The sequence below is a fragment of the Erwinia sp. 198 genome (genome assembly GCF_003937915.1).
Classification (GTDB): domain Bacteria; phylum Pseudomonadota; class Gammaproteobacteria; order Enterobacterales; family Enterobacteriaceae; genus Erwinia; species Erwinia aeris.
This window is the reverse complement of the sequence record NZ_RHUM01000008.1, coordinates 236,966-252,652: the sequence shown is the minus strand read 5'-3', so window position 1 is coordinate 252,652 and position 15,687 is coordinate 236,966. Positions and strand designations below refer to the sequence as shown.

Annotated in this window: 17 protein-coding genes; 7 read left to right on the top strand and 10 right to left on the bottom strand. The window is 57.3% G+C overall.

Translation table 11 applies throughout. The features are described from left to right. Positions 1-112: 112 nt before the first annotated feature. From cysM to EGK14_RS13375, 8 genes are all read right to left on the bottom strand, one after another. Positions 113-1,000, bottom strand: coding sequence for a cysteine synthase CysM (gene cysM / locus EGK14_RS13410; RefSeq protein ID WP_125289597.1), 888 nt, complete (start codon positions 998-1,000; stop codon positions 113-115). A 74-nt stretch (positions 1,001-1,074) separates the two neighbouring features. Beyond that, on the bottom strand, positions 1,075-2,169 hold the full coding sequence (cysA, locus tag EGK14_RS13405) for a sulfate/thiosulfate ABC transporter ATP-binding protein CysA (protein ID WP_125289596.1): 1,095 nt from the start codon (positions 2,167-2,169) through the stop codon (positions 1,075-1,077). Then, positions 2,166-3,026, bottom strand: coding sequence for a sulfate/thiosulfate ABC transporter permease CysW (gene cysW / locus EGK14_RS13400; protein WP_125289595.1), 861 nt, complete (start codon positions 3,024-3,026; stop codon positions 2,166-2,168). The genes cysA and cysW overlap by 4 nt, the downstream gene beginning before the upstream one ends. After that, positions 3,026-3,859, bottom strand: a complete 834-nt coding sequence (gene cysT / locus EGK14_RS13395; protein ID WP_125289594.1) for a sulfate/thiosulfate ABC transporter permease CysT — start codon at positions 3,857-3,859, stop codon at positions 3,026-3,028. The genes cysW and cysT overlap by 1 nt, the downstream gene beginning before the upstream one ends. Then, positions 3,859-4,872, bottom strand: a complete 1,014-nt coding sequence (locus EGK14_RS13390; RefSeq protein ID WP_125289593.1) for a sulfate ABC transporter substrate-binding protein — start codon at positions 4,870-4,872, stop codon at positions 3,859-3,861. Before EGK14_RS13390 ends, cysT begins: the two co-directional genes overlap by 1 nt. A 359-nt stretch (positions 4,873-5,231) precedes the next feature. Beyond that, positions 5,232-5,843 (bottom strand): RpoE-regulated lipoprotein, encoded by a 612-nt coding sequence (locus tag EGK14_RS13385; RefSeq protein WP_125289592.1) that lies wholly within the window; start codon positions 5,841-5,843, stop codon positions 5,232-5,234. A 94-nt stretch (positions 5,844-5,937) separates the two neighbouring features. Beyond that, positions 5,938-6,390: a DUF2919 domain-containing protein gene (locus tag EGK14_RS13380; RefSeq protein WP_125289626.1), complete on the bottom strand. Its 453-nt coding sequence runs from the start codon at positions 6,388-6,390 to the stop codon at positions 5,938-5,940. A gap of 19 nt (positions 6,391-6,409) precedes the next feature. Then, entirely contained in the window at positions 6,410-6,835 is a 426-nt protein-coding gene (locus EGK14_RS13375) for a GNAT family acetyltransferase (protein ID WP_125289591.1), read from the bottom strand. Between the two features lie 276 nt (positions 6,836-7,111). Between EGK14_RS13375 and amiA the strand changes: the two genes are divergently transcribed. The 7 genes from amiA to tkt all read left to right on the top strand — a co-directional run bounded on the left by amiA (position 7,112) and on the right by tkt (position 13,561). After that, positions 7,112-7,972 carry an N-acetylmuramoyl-L-alanine amidase AmiA gene (amiA, locus tag EGK14_RS13370; RefSeq protein WP_125289590.1) on the top strand — a complete coding sequence of 287 codons (861 nt, stop codon included), beginning with the start codon at positions 7,112-7,114 and terminating at the stop codon, positions 7,970-7,972. 48 nt (positions 7,973-8,020) lie between these two features. After that, entirely contained in the window at positions 8,021-8,929 is a 909-nt protein-coding gene (gene hemF, locus EGK14_RS13365; RefSeq protein ID WP_125289589.1) for an oxygen-dependent coproporphyrinogen oxidase, read from the top strand. A 280-nt stretch (positions 8,930-9,209) separates the two neighbouring features. Continuing rightward, positions 9,210-9,479, top strand: a complete 270-nt coding sequence (locus EGK14_RS13360; RefSeq protein WP_125289588.1) for a hypothetical protein — start codon at positions 9,210-9,212, stop codon at positions 9,477-9,479. Continuing rightward, positions 9,472-9,783, top strand: coding sequence for a contact-dependent growth inhibition system immunity protein (locus EGK14_RS13355; protein ID WP_125289587.1), 312 nt, complete (start codon positions 9,472-9,474; stop codon positions 9,781-9,783). Before EGK14_RS13360 ends, EGK14_RS13355 begins: the two co-directional genes overlap by 8 nt. Continuing rightward, the gene (locus EGK14_RS13350; RefSeq protein WP_158616053.1) at positions 9,738-10,139 is read left to right on the top strand and encodes a hypothetical protein; all 402 of its coding nucleotides are present in this window, start codon (positions 9,738-9,740) and stop codon (positions 10,137-10,139) included. The genes EGK14_RS13355 and EGK14_RS13350 overlap by 46 nt, the downstream gene beginning before the upstream one ends. A 376-nt stretch (positions 10,140-10,515) precedes the next feature. Next, positions 10,516-11,466 (top strand): transaldolase, encoded by a 951-nt coding sequence (gene tal / locus EGK14_RS13345; RefSeq protein ID WP_125289585.1) that lies wholly within the window; start codon positions 10,516-10,518, stop codon positions 11,464-11,466. Between the two features lie 94 nt (positions 11,467-11,560). Further along, the gene (tkt, locus tag EGK14_RS13340; RefSeq protein ID WP_125289584.1) at positions 11,561-13,561 is read left to right on the top strand and encodes a transketolase; all 2,001 of its coding nucleotides are present in this window, start codon (positions 11,561-11,563) and stop codon (positions 13,559-13,561) included. On the opposite strand, the gene EGK14_RS13335 is transcribed toward tkt, so the two are convergent. Both EGK14_RS13335 and hprR read right to left on the bottom strand, forming a co-directional pair. Then, positions 13,558-14,937, bottom strand: a complete 1,380-nt coding sequence (locus tag EGK14_RS13335) for a heavy metal sensor histidine kinase (protein WP_125289583.1) — start codon at positions 14,935-14,937, stop codon at positions 13,558-13,560. The genes tkt and EGK14_RS13335 overlap by 4 nt on opposite strands. Further along, the gene (hprR, locus tag EGK14_RS13330; protein WP_125289582.1) at positions 14,930-15,610 is read right to left on the bottom strand and encodes a response regulator transcription factor HprR; all 681 of its coding nucleotides are present in this window, start codon (positions 15,608-15,610) and stop codon (positions 14,930-14,932) included. The genes EGK14_RS13335 and hprR overlap by 8 nt, the downstream gene beginning before the upstream one ends. Positions 15,611-15,687 lie beyond the last annotated feature (77 nt).

The window sequence follows — 15,687 nt, the reverse complement described above, 5'->3', positions numbered from 1 at the left end:
ACCTGTTGCTCAAACAATAGCAGCAGGTTTTACCCAATCCTTACAGTGTAACGGCATGAGCACAAATTGAACGGAAGAGCGGCCCGAAAACGCGGGCCGGTCAGGAGGGATATCAGGCTGGCGTGTGCACGCCGGTAGAGAGGTATCTGTCGCCACGATCGCAAACAATAGCGACAATAACGCTGCCGGGCTGCTCTTGCGCAATACGCAGCGCGCCGGCCACCGCCCCGCCGGAACTGACGCCGCAGAAAATACCTTCACGGCGCGCCAGCAGACGCATGGTTTCCTCCGCCTCCTGCTGGGTCATATCCAGGATGCGGTCGATCAGCTCCGGCCGATAGATGGCGGGAAGATAGGCCTGCGGCCAGCGGCGAATGCCGGGAATGCTGTTGCCTTCGGCGGGCTGTAATCCCACGATAGCAACCGTTCCGCTCTGCTCTTTCAGATAGCGTCCCACGCCGGTGATGGTGCCGGTGGTGCCCATACTGGAGACAAAGTGCGTCAATCTTCCTGCGCTTTGCTGCCAGATTTCCGGGCCGGTGGTGGCGTAATGGCCCAGCGGATTATCGGGATTATTAAACTGATCGAGCACTTTGCCCTCTCCACGCGCTTCCATATCACGGGCTAAATCACGCGCGCCTTCCATGCCCCGCTCGCGGCTTACCAGCAGCAGCTCCGCGCCGTAGGCCCGCATCGCCGCCTGGCGCTCGATGCTCATGTTATCGGGCATCAGCAGCTTCATACGGTAGCCTTTCATCGCGGCGATCATCGCCAGCGCGATACCCGTATTGCCGCTGGTCGCCTCGATCAGTATATCGCCGGGCCGGATTTCGCCACGCTGCTCCGCCTGTTGGATCATCGACAGCGCGGCGCGATCTTTGACCGAGCCGCCGGGGTTATTGCCCTCAAGCTTCAGCCAGATTTCGCTGCCGTTATCCGGTGTCAGCCGCTGAAGCCTGATCAATGGCGTGTTGCCGATGGTTTGTTCGAGCGTGGTCAAGTGATGGTTCCTGAAGAAGGCCTTACCGGCAAAAAAGGTCAGGCATAACCTGACCCGGATGGCGGTAGAAAATATCAGGCGCTCTGCGCAAAGGCAACCTGCCGCAGCGGCGTATCGCCTTTATAAAGGCGCGCCTGTTGCAGGCCGACAAAGAGGCGCTCGCCGCGGATCGGCGCGCTTTGCTCGCCTTCCATCACTACCGTGATCGGTTCATGCTGCTCACCCCAGCCCGCCGGCTGCGCCACCAGCTGCCAGTAGTGACCGCGCGGGCTGACTTCCAGCACCTGCACCGGCAGCGGCGTTTCCAGGCTGCTCTGGCGGCTGACGTCGATTTCCCACGGGCGCAGGAACAGTTCGACCGCGCCCTGATGCGCTGGCGCATAGCCCAGCGGCCAGCGATGCGCGCCAACGTGGAACTGCGAACCGTGCACTTCGGCATCAAAGCGGTTCACTTCGCCCAGGAATTCCAGCACGAAACGGGTGGCCGGCTCGCGCCATACTTCATCCGGCGCGCCAGCCTGCTCAATATTACCCTGGCTCATCACCACCACGCGATCGGCGACTTCCATCGCCTCTTCCTGATCGTGGGTAACAAAGACGCTGGTGAACTTCAGCTCTTCGTGCAGCTGTCGCAGCCAGCGGCGCAGCTCTTTACGCACCTGCGCATCCAGCGCGCCGAAGGGTTCATCAAGTAGCAGAATTTGCGGATCGACAGCCAGCGCGCGCGCCAGCGCCACACGCTGTTTCTGTCCGCCGGAAAGCTGTGCCGGGAAACGCCCGGCCAGATGTCCCAGCTGCACCATCTCCAGCAGGCGCGTGACTTTTTCTTTAATGGCCGCCGCAGAAGGGCGTTCCCGACGCGGCAGCACGGTCAGGCCAAACGCGATATTGTCGAATACCGTCATATGACGGAACAGCGCATAGTGCTGGAATACAAAGCCGACGCGACGATCGCGGGCGTGCAGCCGCGACACGTCGTTGCCGTGAAAGCTCAGACGGCCGCTGTTCTGGCTCTCCAGGCCAGCGATAATACGCAGCAGCGTGGTTTTCCCGGAGCCGGACGGGCCCAGCAGCGCCACCATCTGACCAGAAGGGATATCCAGCGAAATATCGTTCAGCACTTTAGTCCGGCCAAAGGATTTGTTGATGTTACTGATTTCAATGCTCATTGTTCCCCCTCCCGTTGCGCGCGGCGTTCTAAACGCCATTGCAGCGCGCTTTTCAGAAACAGCGTGACTATCGCCATCAGGGTCAGCAGCGCGGCGGCGGTAAAAGCGCCCACGCTGTTGTAGTCCTGATGCAGTAATTCTACCTGTAGCGGCAGCGTGTAGGTTTCGCCGCGAATCGATCCCGAAACCACTGAAACCGCGCCAAACTCGCCAATCGCACGCGCGTTGGTTAATACCAGGCCGTACAGCAGCGCCCAGCGGATATTCGGCAGCGTAACGCGCCAGAACATCTTCCAGCCGGAGGCGCCAAGCAGCACTGCGGCTTCATCTTCACTGCTGCCCTGGCTCAGCATCACCGGCACCAGTTCGCGCACCACAAACGGACAGGTCACGAAAATGGTGACCATCGCCATACCCGGCCAGGAGAACATCAGCTGAATGCCGTGCTCGTCCAGCCAGCCGCCAGCCGGGCCGTTAACCCCCCAGAACAGCAGATACATCAGCCCCGCCACCACCGGCGACACGGCAAAAGGAATATCAAACAGCGTCAGCAGCAGCTGGCGGCCAGGAAAGGTAAAGCGCGTCACCAGCCAGGCCAACAGCGTGCCGAACACCAGGTTAACCGGCACGGTGATCAGCGCCATCAGCACGGTCAGCCAGATGGCGTGCAGCATGTCGCCATCTTTCAGGTTGCTGAACATCGCCATCACGCCGTCGGAAAAGGCGCTGGCGAAAATAGCGATAAGCGGTACCACCAGCAGGCCGAGCGAGACGATCATGCCCGTGGCGATCAGCAGCCACTTGCCCCAGCGCGGACGATCGCGTCCAATGTGATTCAGTTCGGTAACGTCAGCCATTATTGACCTCCAAGACGACGGCCAAAGCGGCTTTGTAGGATGTTAATCGCAAACAGCAGCAGCAGCGAGGCGGCCAGGATCACCGAAGCGATGGCGCTGGCTGCCGGATAGTCGAACTCCTGCAGGCGCACGAAAATCATCAGCGAGGTCACCTCGGTTTTCCAGGCGATATTACCGGCAATAAAGATCACCGCGCCGAACTCGCCCAGGCTGCGGGTAAAAGAGAGCGCCGTGCCGGCCAGCAGCGCCGGGCCAACTTCCGGCAGTACTACGCGGCGGAAACTCTGAAACGGCGTGGCGCCGAGGGTTTCTGCCGCCTCTTCATATTCCGGGCCAAGCTCTTCCAGCACCGGCTGCACCGTGCGCACCACGAAAGGAATGCTGGTAAAGGCCATCGCCACGGCGATCCCGAGCCAGGTGTAGGAAACTTTAATATCGAACTGCGCCAGCCACTGCCCGTACCAGCCGTTCACGGAAAAAAGCCCGGCCAGCGTCAGGCCCGCTACCGCCGTCGGCAGCGCAAAAGGTAGATCCATTAAGCCATCCAGCAGCGCGCGCCCCGGAAAACGGTAGCGGGTCAGGATCCAGGCCATCAGCATGCCGAAAAAGGCGTTAAACAACGAGGCGACGCCCGCCGACAGCAGCGTTACCTTATAGGCCGCAATCATTTGAGGATTGGTTACCACGTCCCAATACTGCGCCAGTGTCATCTCAGACAGCTGCATCAGCAGCGCGCTGATCGGCAACAGCAGGATCAGACAGGTAAAAAACAGACTACTGCCCAGGCTCAGTCCAAAGCCGGGCAGCACGCGCTTACTTTTAGTGGCAAACATTACTCACGTCCCGCTGCTAACAACTTATCCAGTTCGCCACCGCTGGCGAACTGCGTTTTCATGACCTGCTCCCAGCTGCCGAATACCTGTTCCACGCGGAACAAATCGACGGCCGGAAAGCGCTGCTGCTGCGCCATCAGCTCAGGATTATTTACGCGGTAATAATATTGAGTGATGATTTTCTGCGCCGCAGGCGTGTAGAGATAGTTCAGGTACGCTTTGGCCGCTTTTTCCGTATGGTTGACCGCCACGTTTTTATCGATCCATGTGACCGGGAATTCCGCCAGCACGTTGCTGTGCGGGACAATTACCTCAAAATCCTGCTGCGGGTACTGATTACGGATAGTGTTCACTTCCGACTCAAAACTGATCAGCACGTCGCCAAGCCCGCGCTCGACGAAAGTGGTGGTCGCGCCGCGCCCGCCGGTATCAAAAACCTCGACGTTTTTAAGGAACTGCGCCATAAACCTTTCGGTTTTTGCTTTGTCGTGTCCGTCCGCTTTATCCGCCGCACCCCACGCGGCCAGCCAGGTATAACGACCGTTGCCGGAAGTTTTTGGATTAGGAAATATTAGCTTTACGTCGCTTTTGACCAGGTCGCGCCAGTCATGAATCCGCTTTGGATTGCCCTTGCGCACCAGAAAAGCCATGGTGGAATAGAAAGGCGAGCTGTTGTTGGGTAAACGCTGCCGCCAGTCCGCCGGAATAAGGTTGCCGCGATCGTGCAGGATCTGCACGTCGGTCAACTGATTATAGGTGACGACATCGGCTTTCAGGCCCTGCAAAATGGCCAGCGCCTGTTTGGACGAACCGGCATGTGACTGCCTGATCGTCAGCTTGTCACCGCCGTTTTGCTGCGCCCAACTTTGTTCAAAAGGCGTGTTCAGGGCCGCAAACAGTTCGCGTGAGACATCATAAGAGCTGTTCAGCAGCTCTGTCGCCTGGGCTGAGCCGGCCAGCAGCAGCAGAACGGCGCCGCTACAGATTTTTTTCAGTGTGGTCATGCTGTTCATCCCGGAAAGATGGCCCGTCTCACGGCCTGAGAGGGTTCAGTTTATTTATAACCACACGAAAAGGAGTAACTGTTTTATATACCGTTTGGTGATTTGGAAGTTTAAAAAGCTATAAGCGGGCGGGACAGGTTATGCAACGCGCAGAAATAGAAAGCCTGTTTGAAGAAACTACCGCGCAAGGGGAACGTCATGTAAAGGGAACAGCCGCGGATACGCCGGACGGCCTGTAATGACGCGGCCGGGAACGCTACGCGCGTAAAACAATCGGAAAAAGAACGGCAAGCGCAATTACTGTTCCAATCTGTTTCTGATAACGGTAGCGGCGGCGGCCCTTCTTCTGACACGCCGCCGCAGGCCAATCAGCGGCGCCAGACGATCTGGCTTACCTGCCATTTTTTCAGCGTATCGTCAGACGGCAACAGCCCTTCCGGCCCGTGCCATTCGCCGGTAAAGACGTAGCTGATATGCTGGCTGTCCGGCGCGCGGCACTCGACTCCCTTGCCGCCCGCCGCCTTCTGACAGGCACCGAAAGCGCGGCTATAGAGGTCGCTGAAAGGCGTGCCTATCTTCACGCCAGAGGTAGTCTGGATGCTGTCATCCATTACCCTCACCTCGCTGACGCTGGTTTCGCCCGTGATTTCCAGCTTCACCTCTTTGCCGTCGAGCGCCTGGAAGAAGGTGATAACCTTGCCGTTTTCGCCGCGCATCCCTTTACGTATCTGATAGTCGCCGTTCAGCGCTTCGCCAACCGCCTGCTCGTTCATCGCGGTAGCGCCGTTCAGGCCGCCAACGCCCTGCTCGCTGGCCTCAATAGCAGAACCGAACCAGTGCCAGGGCGAGAGGCTGGACCAGGAATAGGTCAGCGGATTCCACCAGGTGGCCCCGTGAGTGGCCGGTGCGGCGTCGCCGGAGCTGGCGCAGCCAGCCAGCATAACGGCCGCGGCCAGGGCTAAAGGACGAACGGTTTTCATGAAAACTCCTGACAAAAAGAGAGGCGGCTGCCATAGCACATCGCCTTTTACGGCAGCCCCAAAGAAAGGTTGGAGTACGGATCGGCAGAAAAGTTTATTCGAGGTGCTGCTCAGGCGCAAAACAGTCGCGCAGCCGTGCGCTAAAGGCAAACCAGCCCAGCGCCAGCAGATCGAAACCGGTAAACAGGATCATCCACGGCGACAGCGTGTCCTCGCCCAGCCAGAGGCTGGCGAACTGCACGCAGAGCATCACGGCCAGCGACAGGCAAAGTACCCAGCGCCACGTCTGCCAGAGCCGCGGCAGACGCTGGCGATAGCCGGTCAGCAGCAGCCCCAGCGCTGCAGGCACGCCCAGCGCAATGCCCGTCCAGAACGCGCGCGTATCCGGGTAGAACAGCGCCAGCAGCGCCGTGCCCTGGTCGCGAGAAGCACCGGCCATAATAAACAGTAGCCAGGTGCGCGCCTGCAGTAACAGCACGCCCCAGAAGGCCAGCGGCAGTTTCAGCTGGCCTTTGGCATCGTAATCGTCGGGCGTGTAGAAGCGCATGGCGGAACGGTCGGCTGGCTTAATATTCGCGGTCTTCAATCAGGCGCTTACCAAGTAACATGCTGTCCTGCGTCTCGTAGTCCAGCTTTTCATAGAAACCCAACACCGCGTCGTTCTCTTCCCGCACCATCACGTTGATTTTCGGGCAGCCGCGCGCAATCAGCTTTTTCTCAAGCCGGTTGATCAGCGCATTGGCGAAGCCACGGCCCTGATAGTCGGGATGCACGCCCAGATAGTAGGCTGAACCGCGATGGCCATCATAACCGCCCATCAGCGTACCGACCACGGCGCCGCCGACCACCGCCACCAGAAACAGGTCGGGATCGTGATTAAGTTTGCGCTCAATATCCATTTCCGGATCGTTCCACGGGCGCAGCAGATCGCAGCGTTCCCACAGGGTGATCACTTCTTCAAAATCGTCCTGGCTAAATACGCGAATTTCCATAGCGTTGTCCCAGATGTTAACCACAATTCGTTGATTATCGCGGTTTCTTTCGCGGGCGCAACCCTCCGAAGAGATAATTGCCTGAAAGTGGCAGAAAGCGGCTACATAATCCCCAGATAGCGCGCGATCGCTTTTCCAGCTGGCTGCACGAGCAGTGAATTTACGCTGCCGTTAGCGGCCTGAAATAAAAAGTAAAACGTTGAAATAGTTCCCGCCTCGCTGTCGCCTTATTGTTACGATATAACAGTAAGCACTTTGCGCCCTGAGGATGTTGTAATGAAAAAGTTTGGCCCGATGACCCCGCTTACTTCCCGCCGTCAGCTGCTGCTTTCCGGCCTGGCGCTGGCGCTGCTGGGCGGCAGTGCCGCCAGGGCAAAAGAAGCGCCGCTTAAAACAGCACCCGCGCACGGGGCCACGCCGCCTAAAGCAAAGGGTAAAAGGATTGTGATGATCGATCCCGGCCACGGCGGCATCGATTCCGGCGCGGTAGGGGAAGAAGGTTCGGAAGAAAAACACGTGGTGCTGGAGATAGCCGGACATATCCGTCAGATGCTGAGCGATCATCCTCATATCGAGGCGCGACTGACGCGGGATAACGATCGCTTTATCCCGCTGGGCGAGCGCGTGGAAATTGCACACCAGCACGGCGCCGATCTTTTTATGTCGATACACGCCGACGGTTTTACCAGCCCCGATGCCAACGGCGCTTCGGTTTTCGCCCTTTCCAACCGTGGTGCCAGCAGCCGAATGGCCCGCTATCTGTCCGAGCGCGAAAACGCTGCCGATGCCGTGGGCGGCGTCAAGGTAGCGCAAAAGGATCACTATCTACAGCAGGTGCTGTTTGATTTGGTGCAGACTGATACGATTAAAAATAGCCTGACGCTGGGCAAACACGTGCTGAGCCAGATCCGGCCGATTCACCATTTGCACAGTCAGCATCCCGAGCAGGCCGCTTTTGCCGTGCTGAAATCGCCTTCTATCCCTTCGGTGCTGGTGGAAACCTCTTTTATTACCAACCCCGCCGAAGAGCGCTTGCTGGGCACCACCGCTTTTCGTCGGAAAATCGCCGGCGCTATAGTGGATGGCGTTATCAGCTATTTTAATGAGTTCGATGCCAACAACCGCCGCCCCGGCTAGGGCATTTTGACGTATACTTCGCGCGTCATTTTACAGTCAGGCAAAACCATGAATACACCCGATATCGCCCTGGTAAAGCAGTTTCTGCTCAGGTTACAGGACACAATCTGTCAGCAGCTGGCGCAGGCTGACGGCAAGGCGCAGTTTGCGGAAGACAGCTGGACGCGCGAAGGCGGCGGCGGCGGCAGAAGCCGCGTGCTGCGCAACGGCGCGGTGTTTGAACAGGCTGGCGTTAACTTTTCTCATGTGCACGGCGACCAGATGCCCGCCTCCGCCACCGCGCATCGGCCGGAGCTGGCCGGCCGCAGTTTTGAAGCGATGGGCGTATCGCTGGTGATCCATCCGTCCAATCCTTACGTGCCCACCAGCCACGCCAACGTGCGCTTTTTTATTGCCGAAAAGCCGGGCGCCGACCCGGTATGGTGGTTCGGCGGCGGTTTCGATATGACGCCTTACTATGGCTTTACGGAAGACGCGGTGCACTGGCATCAAACCGCGGCCGATCTCTGTCAGCCATTTGGCGAAGAGGTCTATCCGCGCTACAAAAAGTGGTGTGACGACTATTTCTTTATCAAACACCGTAACGAGCAGCGCGGCATCGGCGGCCTGTTTTTTGACGATTTGAACACGCCGGATTTTGACCACTGTTTTCGCTTTATGCAGGCGGTCGGCGAAGGCTTCCTGACCGCCTATTTGCCGATAGTGGCGCGACGCAAGGCGCTGCCGTGGGGCGAACGCGAGCGCCAGTTCCAGCTTTACCGCCGTGGCCGCTACGTAGAGTTCAACCTTGTGTGGGATCGCGGCACGCTGTTTGGTCTGCAGACCGGCGGCCGTACCGAATCCATTCTGATGTCGATGCCGCCGCTGGTGCGCTGGGAATACGACTACCAGCCGCAGCCGGGCACGCCGGAAGCCGCGCTGTACACCGATTTCCTGCCGGTTAAAGCCTGGATTTAATAATTCAGCCTGTTATGCGAGACCGCTTCAAAAGTTAGCAGCCGCTGCTATCACTTACCTTAAGCCTGTCATATTGTGAGAGGCTTAAAATATTTATGCTAAGTGAGACCTGAATGGATCTGTGGAATCAGCCTTTGACAGGTGACGTTGAGGCAAGGCTGCTGACTGACATCATGTCAGATATCTTGAAAACCGATTTAAGACAGCATGAGGCGCCCACAAAACCCGGCGGCCATACGCTTGCGCGTCACGTTAATAAAACCGATACGGAACTGACTGAATGCGCGATTTTCTCAGCCCCGTGCACCTTCCAAAAACGGCTGGTGCGGCAGCTGGAATCGATGAGGAAGAAGTTCGGGATTTAGCGGTAGAATATACGAATAATTATCCCATCGGACGTTTTTTTCGTTACCGTCCCGCAGGCGGCGCGCCGATAGTTAGCAGAACATTAATTGTTATCCTGCAATGGGCGGAAGAAGGCCTGACGATTCATGATCGTGACAAATTTATTCTGACGGTCTATCCAAAACCGGAGCCGACGTATGATTGACAGCTACCCGCGATTGAAAAAGCTAATGATGACGTACATCAATATGGATGCTGAAGAGATCACCGGCGAAGATACGCTTGAAGGAATGCTTAGTTATTACGCGACTCGCGTTTCCGGTAAAGCGATCCGGGAACTGCTGGCCGAAGTTTCTGTTTTCCGGCAGGCATATCAGGACGATCTTGACACCGCCTTTTTACGCCGTTTCGATTATGGTGCCGATATTCCTGACGTAGCGTCTTTTTTTCAACCATTGAGCAAGTGCTGGCCAGTAAGCAGCCTGCGCAAGCTGACAAGCCGGCGTTAACTTTAACGACGCCGATTAATGAGCAAGGTACGGTAGCAAATGTGCTACTGAAAGCTATTGCCTGTGTCGGCTTAAAAGCGTTTTTAAATGAAATGGAGTCTTCAGACGCTGTCAGGGCGCTGATAAAGTCATTGCGCGGTTCCGCATTCCCGGAAAACGAGGCGCAAGCTTCACTGTCCTTTAAGAAAGATCTTTATCATCAGCTGGTGAACTTGACGCTTAATACCTGTGGCCCTGAAAGCAGCGAGTATCAACATGCTCTAAAGAGCGCCGTTAAGCATTCAGGCTATCTGCAAGAGAGATCGCAGGAGACAACCGATTATAAAAACTTTTCTGAACAACTCCCCAAACACTAGTTCACTATAAACAAGCAGCCGGTGCTGGAGGCATTGTTCCCGATAGCTCGGCTGGATGTACTCCGCGATACCCAAAATGTAGCAGCCAGTGCTGCCGCCTGCCGCAATCCTGAAGAAGTGCTACACTTTCAGGTACCGCGTTTTACCAGCCATTGGGCTAACCCATTGCAACAATCAGAGAAAACGCATTCCCATTACAGGACGTCTGATGCAATGTTTGGCCTGAGAATAATCCACCGCGTCGGAAGCCGGCCCTGCGTAAATGCACAGGATTGCGGCCCGGTTCGTTCGCTATTGGGCTTTGTAGCCCGGCGACAGCCGATGTTCCGGCACGGTCATCATTAGTTTTGCAGATTGCCCATCAAGGAGCCATGAGATGAACCAGCTAGACGCACTGAAACAATACACCACCGTGGTGGCGGACAGTGGCGATATCGAATCTATTCGTAATTATCACCCTGAAGATGCCACCACCAACCCATCTCTGATCCTGAAAGCCTCCAGCCTCGACTCTTACAAGCACCTGATCACCGACGCTATCGACTACGCCAAAAAACAGGGCGGCAGCAAAGAGACGCAAATTATCAACGCCAGCGACAAAGTCAACGTCAACCTCGGTATGGAAATCCTGAAAAGCGTGCCTGGCCGCGTTTCTACCGAGGTGGACGCTCGCCTGTCGTTTGACCGCGGCATGTGCGTGACCAAAGCCGAGAAGCTGGTGAGAATGTACGAAGACAACGGTATCGACCGTTCGCGTATTCTGATCAAGCTCGCTTCCACCTGGGAAGGCATCCGCGCGGCGGAAGAGCTGGAGAAAAACGGCATCAACTGTAACCTGACGCTGCTGTTCTCCTTTGCCCAGGCGCGCGCCTGTGCGGAAGCGGGCGTGTTCCTGATTTCGCCGTTTGTCGGCCGTATCTACGACTGGTACAACAGCCGCAAGCCGCTTGACCCTTATGTAGTGGATGAAGATCCAGGCGTGGTTTCCGTTCGTAAAATCTACGAGTACTACAAGCAGCACCGCTATAACACCATCATTATGGGCGCCAGCTTCCGTAAAACGGAGCAAATCATCGCGCTGGCGGGCTGCGATCGCCTGACTATTTCACCAAACCTGCTGGAAGAGCTGCAGGCCAGCGACGCGCCGGTTGAGCGCAAGCTGACGCCGTCAACTGAAGCTTTCCATCAGCCTGCTCCGCTTTCTGAATCGGAGTTCCGCTGGGAGCACAATCAGGATCCTATGGCGGTAGAAAAACTGGCCGAGGGCATCCGCCAGTTTGCCGTTGACCAACAGCACCTGGAAGACGTGCTGGCCGCTAAGCTGTAATTTCGTTCACGGGCCTCCCCGACGCGCGCGTCGGGGAAAGTCGCCCGACGTTTATTTGCCCAGTTCGTCCCCAAAAAATATCAGGGAGAAAAATATGTCTTCACGTAGAGAGTTGGCTAATGCAATCCGTGCGTTGAGTATGGATGCGGTGCAAAAAGCCAAATCGGGTCACCCAGGCGCCCCAATGGGTATGGCAGATATCGCAGAAGTGCTGTGGCGCGACTTTTTGCATCACAACCCGACTAACCCTGCCTGGGCCGATCGCGACCGTTTTATCCTTTCCAACGGTCACGGCTCCATGCTGCTGTACAGCCTGCTGCACCTGAGCGGCTATGACCTGCCGATTGAAGAACTGAAAAACTTCCGCCAGCTGCATTCCAAAACGCCGGGCCATCCGGAAATCGGCTACACGCCGGGCGTGGAAACCACCACCGGCCCGCTGGGTCAGGGTCTGGCCAACGCCGTGGGTCTGGCGATTGCCGAACGCACGCTGGCCGCGCAGTTTAACCGTCCCGATCATGAGATCGTCGATCACCATACCTATGTGTTTATGGGCGACGGCTGCCTGATGGAAGGTATCTCGCATGAAGTTTGCTCGCTGGCCGGCACGCTGGGCCTTGGCAAGCTGATCGGCTTCTACGATCATAACGGCATTTCGATCGACGGCGAAGTGGAAGGCTGGTTCAGCGATGATACCGCCAAGCGTTTTGAAGCCTACAACTGGCATGTGATCAGCGAAGTAGACGGTCACGACGCCGAAGCGGTAGCGAAAGCGATCAAAGAAGCGCAGAGCGTCACCGATAAGCCTTCTCTGATCATCTGCCGTACCATTATCGGCTACGGTTCACCGAATAAAGCCGGTAAAGAAGAAGCGCACGGCGCGGCGCTGGGCGATGAAGAGATCGCACTGACCCGCAAACAGCTGGGCTGGAACTATCCGCCGTTTGAAATCCCGCAGGAAATCTACGCACAGTGGGATGCCAAAGAAGCGGGCCAGCAGTACGAAAAAGCGTGGAACGACAAATTTGCTGCTTATAAAGCGGCTTATCCGGAACTGGCGAAAGAGTACGCTCGTCGTATGGATGGCGGTATGCCGGAAAACTGGCAGCAGGAAACGCAGAAGTTCATCGAACAGCTGCAGGCTAATCCGGCGAAAATCGCCAGCCGTAAAGCTTCTCAGAACTCGCTGGAAGCCTACGGCAAGCTGCTGCCGGAATTCCTGGGCGGTTCCGCTGACCTGGCGCCAAGCAACCTGACTATCTGGTCCGGTTCCAAATCGATTAAAGACGATCTGGCGGGTAACTATATTCACTACGGCGTGCGCGAATTCGGTATGACCGCTATCGCTAACGGCATCGCGCATCATGGCGGCTTTGTGCCTTATACCGCTACCTTCCTGATGTTCGTCGAGTATGCACGTAACGCCGTGCGTATGGCCGCGCTGATGAAGGCGCGTCAGATCCTGGTCTACACGCACGACTCCATCGGCCTGGGCGAAGATGGCCCGACGCACCAGCCGGTTGAGCAGATCGCCAGCCTGCGCGTTACGCCAAACATGAGCGTCTGGCGTCCTTGCGACCAGGTAGAAACCGCCGTGGCCTGGAAACACGCGATTGAGCGCCACCACGGCCCGACCGCGCTGATCCTTTCCCGTCAGAACCTGGCGCAGCCGGAGCGTACTAAAGAGCAGCTGGAAAACATTTCTCGCGGCGCCTACGTCCTGAAGGATAGCGAAGGCACGCCGGAAGCGATCCTGATTGCAACCGGTTCTGAAGTGGAAATCACGCTGGGCGCGGCAGCAAAACTGACCGCCAACGGCCATAAAGTTCGCGTGGTGTCTATGCCGTCAACCGACCTGTTTGATAAGCAGGATCTGGCCTATCGCGAATCGGTGCTGCCTTCCGGCGTTACCGCTCGCGTGGCGGTGGAAGCGGGCATCGCAGACTACTGGTATAAGTATGTCGGCCTGAACGGCGCAATTGTCGGTATGACTACCTTTGGTGAATCCGCACCGGCAGAGAAGCTGTTTAATGAGTTTGGCTTTACGGTGGAAAACATCGTCAGCCACACGGAAAAATTGCTGAAGCCTCACTAAGCCTGTTCTCCTGCCCGCCCCCGGCGGGCAGGAGTTTCACCGCCCAGCCTGATACCAAACAGATTTTCCCCTTCGCGATGCTGATACCAGGCGTAGCCGCCGTGCAGTTCCGCAATAGCTTTAACCAGCGCCAGACCCAGCCCCGACCCCACGCTGTTGCGCGCCTCGTCTCCGCGCCAGAAGCGCTCGAATAATTTTCCCGTCTCCGCCAAAGGCTCACCCTTGTTACTTACGGCTATATCGACAGCCTCGCCTGCCGCCTCGGTTATTATACGAACAAGCGTGTTTTCCGGCGCGTGGCGCACGGCATTGGTAATCAGATTGACCAGCGCCCGCTGAAACAGCATCTTATCGGCCTGAATATTACCCTCTGCCTCCAGCGCAAAACGTAACCCTTTTTCTTCCGCCAACGGCTCCAGAAAATCGGTGATATTTTCCAGCGTGTCGGGCAGCGAAAAAACCTCTTTTCTGAGCGCCACGTTGTGGTGATCGGCTCTGGCGAGAAACAGAATGTTGTCGGTCAGGCGAGAGAGATTCTCCAGCTCTTCGATATTACCTTCCAGCAGCTGCTGGTACGCTTCCGGCGTACGCTCCTGCCCCAGCGCAACCTGATTCTGGCTGAGCATGACGTTGACCGGCGTGCGGAGTTCGTGGGCCAGATCGTCGGCAAATCGGGTCAGCCGGGTAAAATCGTGCGCCAGGCGACTGCGCATCACGTTAAGCGCCTCACCCAGCGGCAGCAGCTCGCGAGGCAGCGTATTTAGCGGGACGCTATCGGAAAGCCTGTCGGCATGGGTGGCCGCGGTGATCTTGCTGAGCGCGCCTATGGCTCTTAGTCCCCGTCGGATTAGCAGAGGGCTCAGGATAGCCCCCAGCGTCAGCGCAGCCAGGCACACCAGCAGGCTTTCTCGCCGATACTGCTCCAGCATTTTGGCTCTTTCGCGCGCCAGCCGCGCTACGGTCAGCGTTACCGCGCCGCCGTTCGATTCGCCTTGCAGGCTGAAAACGGTTAGATCTTCGCCTTCGTTAGTCCGCTGTCGGCGAAGCACGCCCGGCTGGTTTTCTGCGGTCAACGCCGCCAGTCCAATGCCCGTCTGGTTAATCGTCACGTCCGGCCCCGCCGCCTGACGGATTAGCAGGATATCCTGCTGCGTGTCCACCATCCGGCTGAAATAAAGCGGCAGCATTTCCGGCTTCGCGCCATCCTGCAATAGCTGGCGCAGCTGAAGCGCCCGATTAATCAGCGTGCGATCGTCACGCCAGATCAGTTCGTGGCGTAACGCGCCGTAAAGCGTCAGAGTAATGCCGCCACAGGCCGCCGCCATAATCAGAACAAAAATGATCGTGAGCCGGGCCGTCAGCGAGATCTTACGCATTTGGTTCTCCCGGATCTGCCAGCCGGTATCCCATCCCGCGCACGGTATCGATCAGTTTCGGCTCATAGGGATCGTCTATCTTGCGGCGCAAACGGCGGATGGCTACGTCAACCGTGTTCGTTTCACTGTCAAAATTAATACCCCAGACCTCACTGGCGATCAGCGTTCTCGGCACTATTTCTCCGCGTCGGCTGACCAGCAGCCACAGCAGCGCGAACTCTCTACGGGTCAGCGCGACCGATTCGCCCTGCCGGCTGGCCGTCTGCCGTACCGAATCCATTACCAGATCGCCAACCTTCAGCACCGCTTGTGTAGGGTGATTCTGGCGCAGCTGCGCTCTGATGCGGGCCAGCAGCTCGGCAAAAGAGAAAGGTTTGACCAGGTAATCATTGGCGCCCAGCTCCAGCCCTTTAACGCGATCGTTAACCGAATCTCTTGCCGTCAGGCAAATCACCGGCGTGGCGCGGGCGGTACGCAACGAGCGTAACACCTGCCATCCGTCCATGCCGGGCAGCATAATATCCAGCACGATGAGCGCATAGTTCTGGCTCAGGGCCAGGTGCAGCCCGTCGCGGCCGTCAGTGACGCTGTCCACCACAAATCCGGCCTCGCGCAGGCCCTGACAAAGCCAGTCGCTGGCTTTCTGGTTATCTTCAATCAGCAATAGTTTCATAAGCACAAGTCTGCCACGAGGCGGAAATTTTGTCCCCGAACTTCAGCCAATCTGACATTTTTGTCATGCTCGCGTCA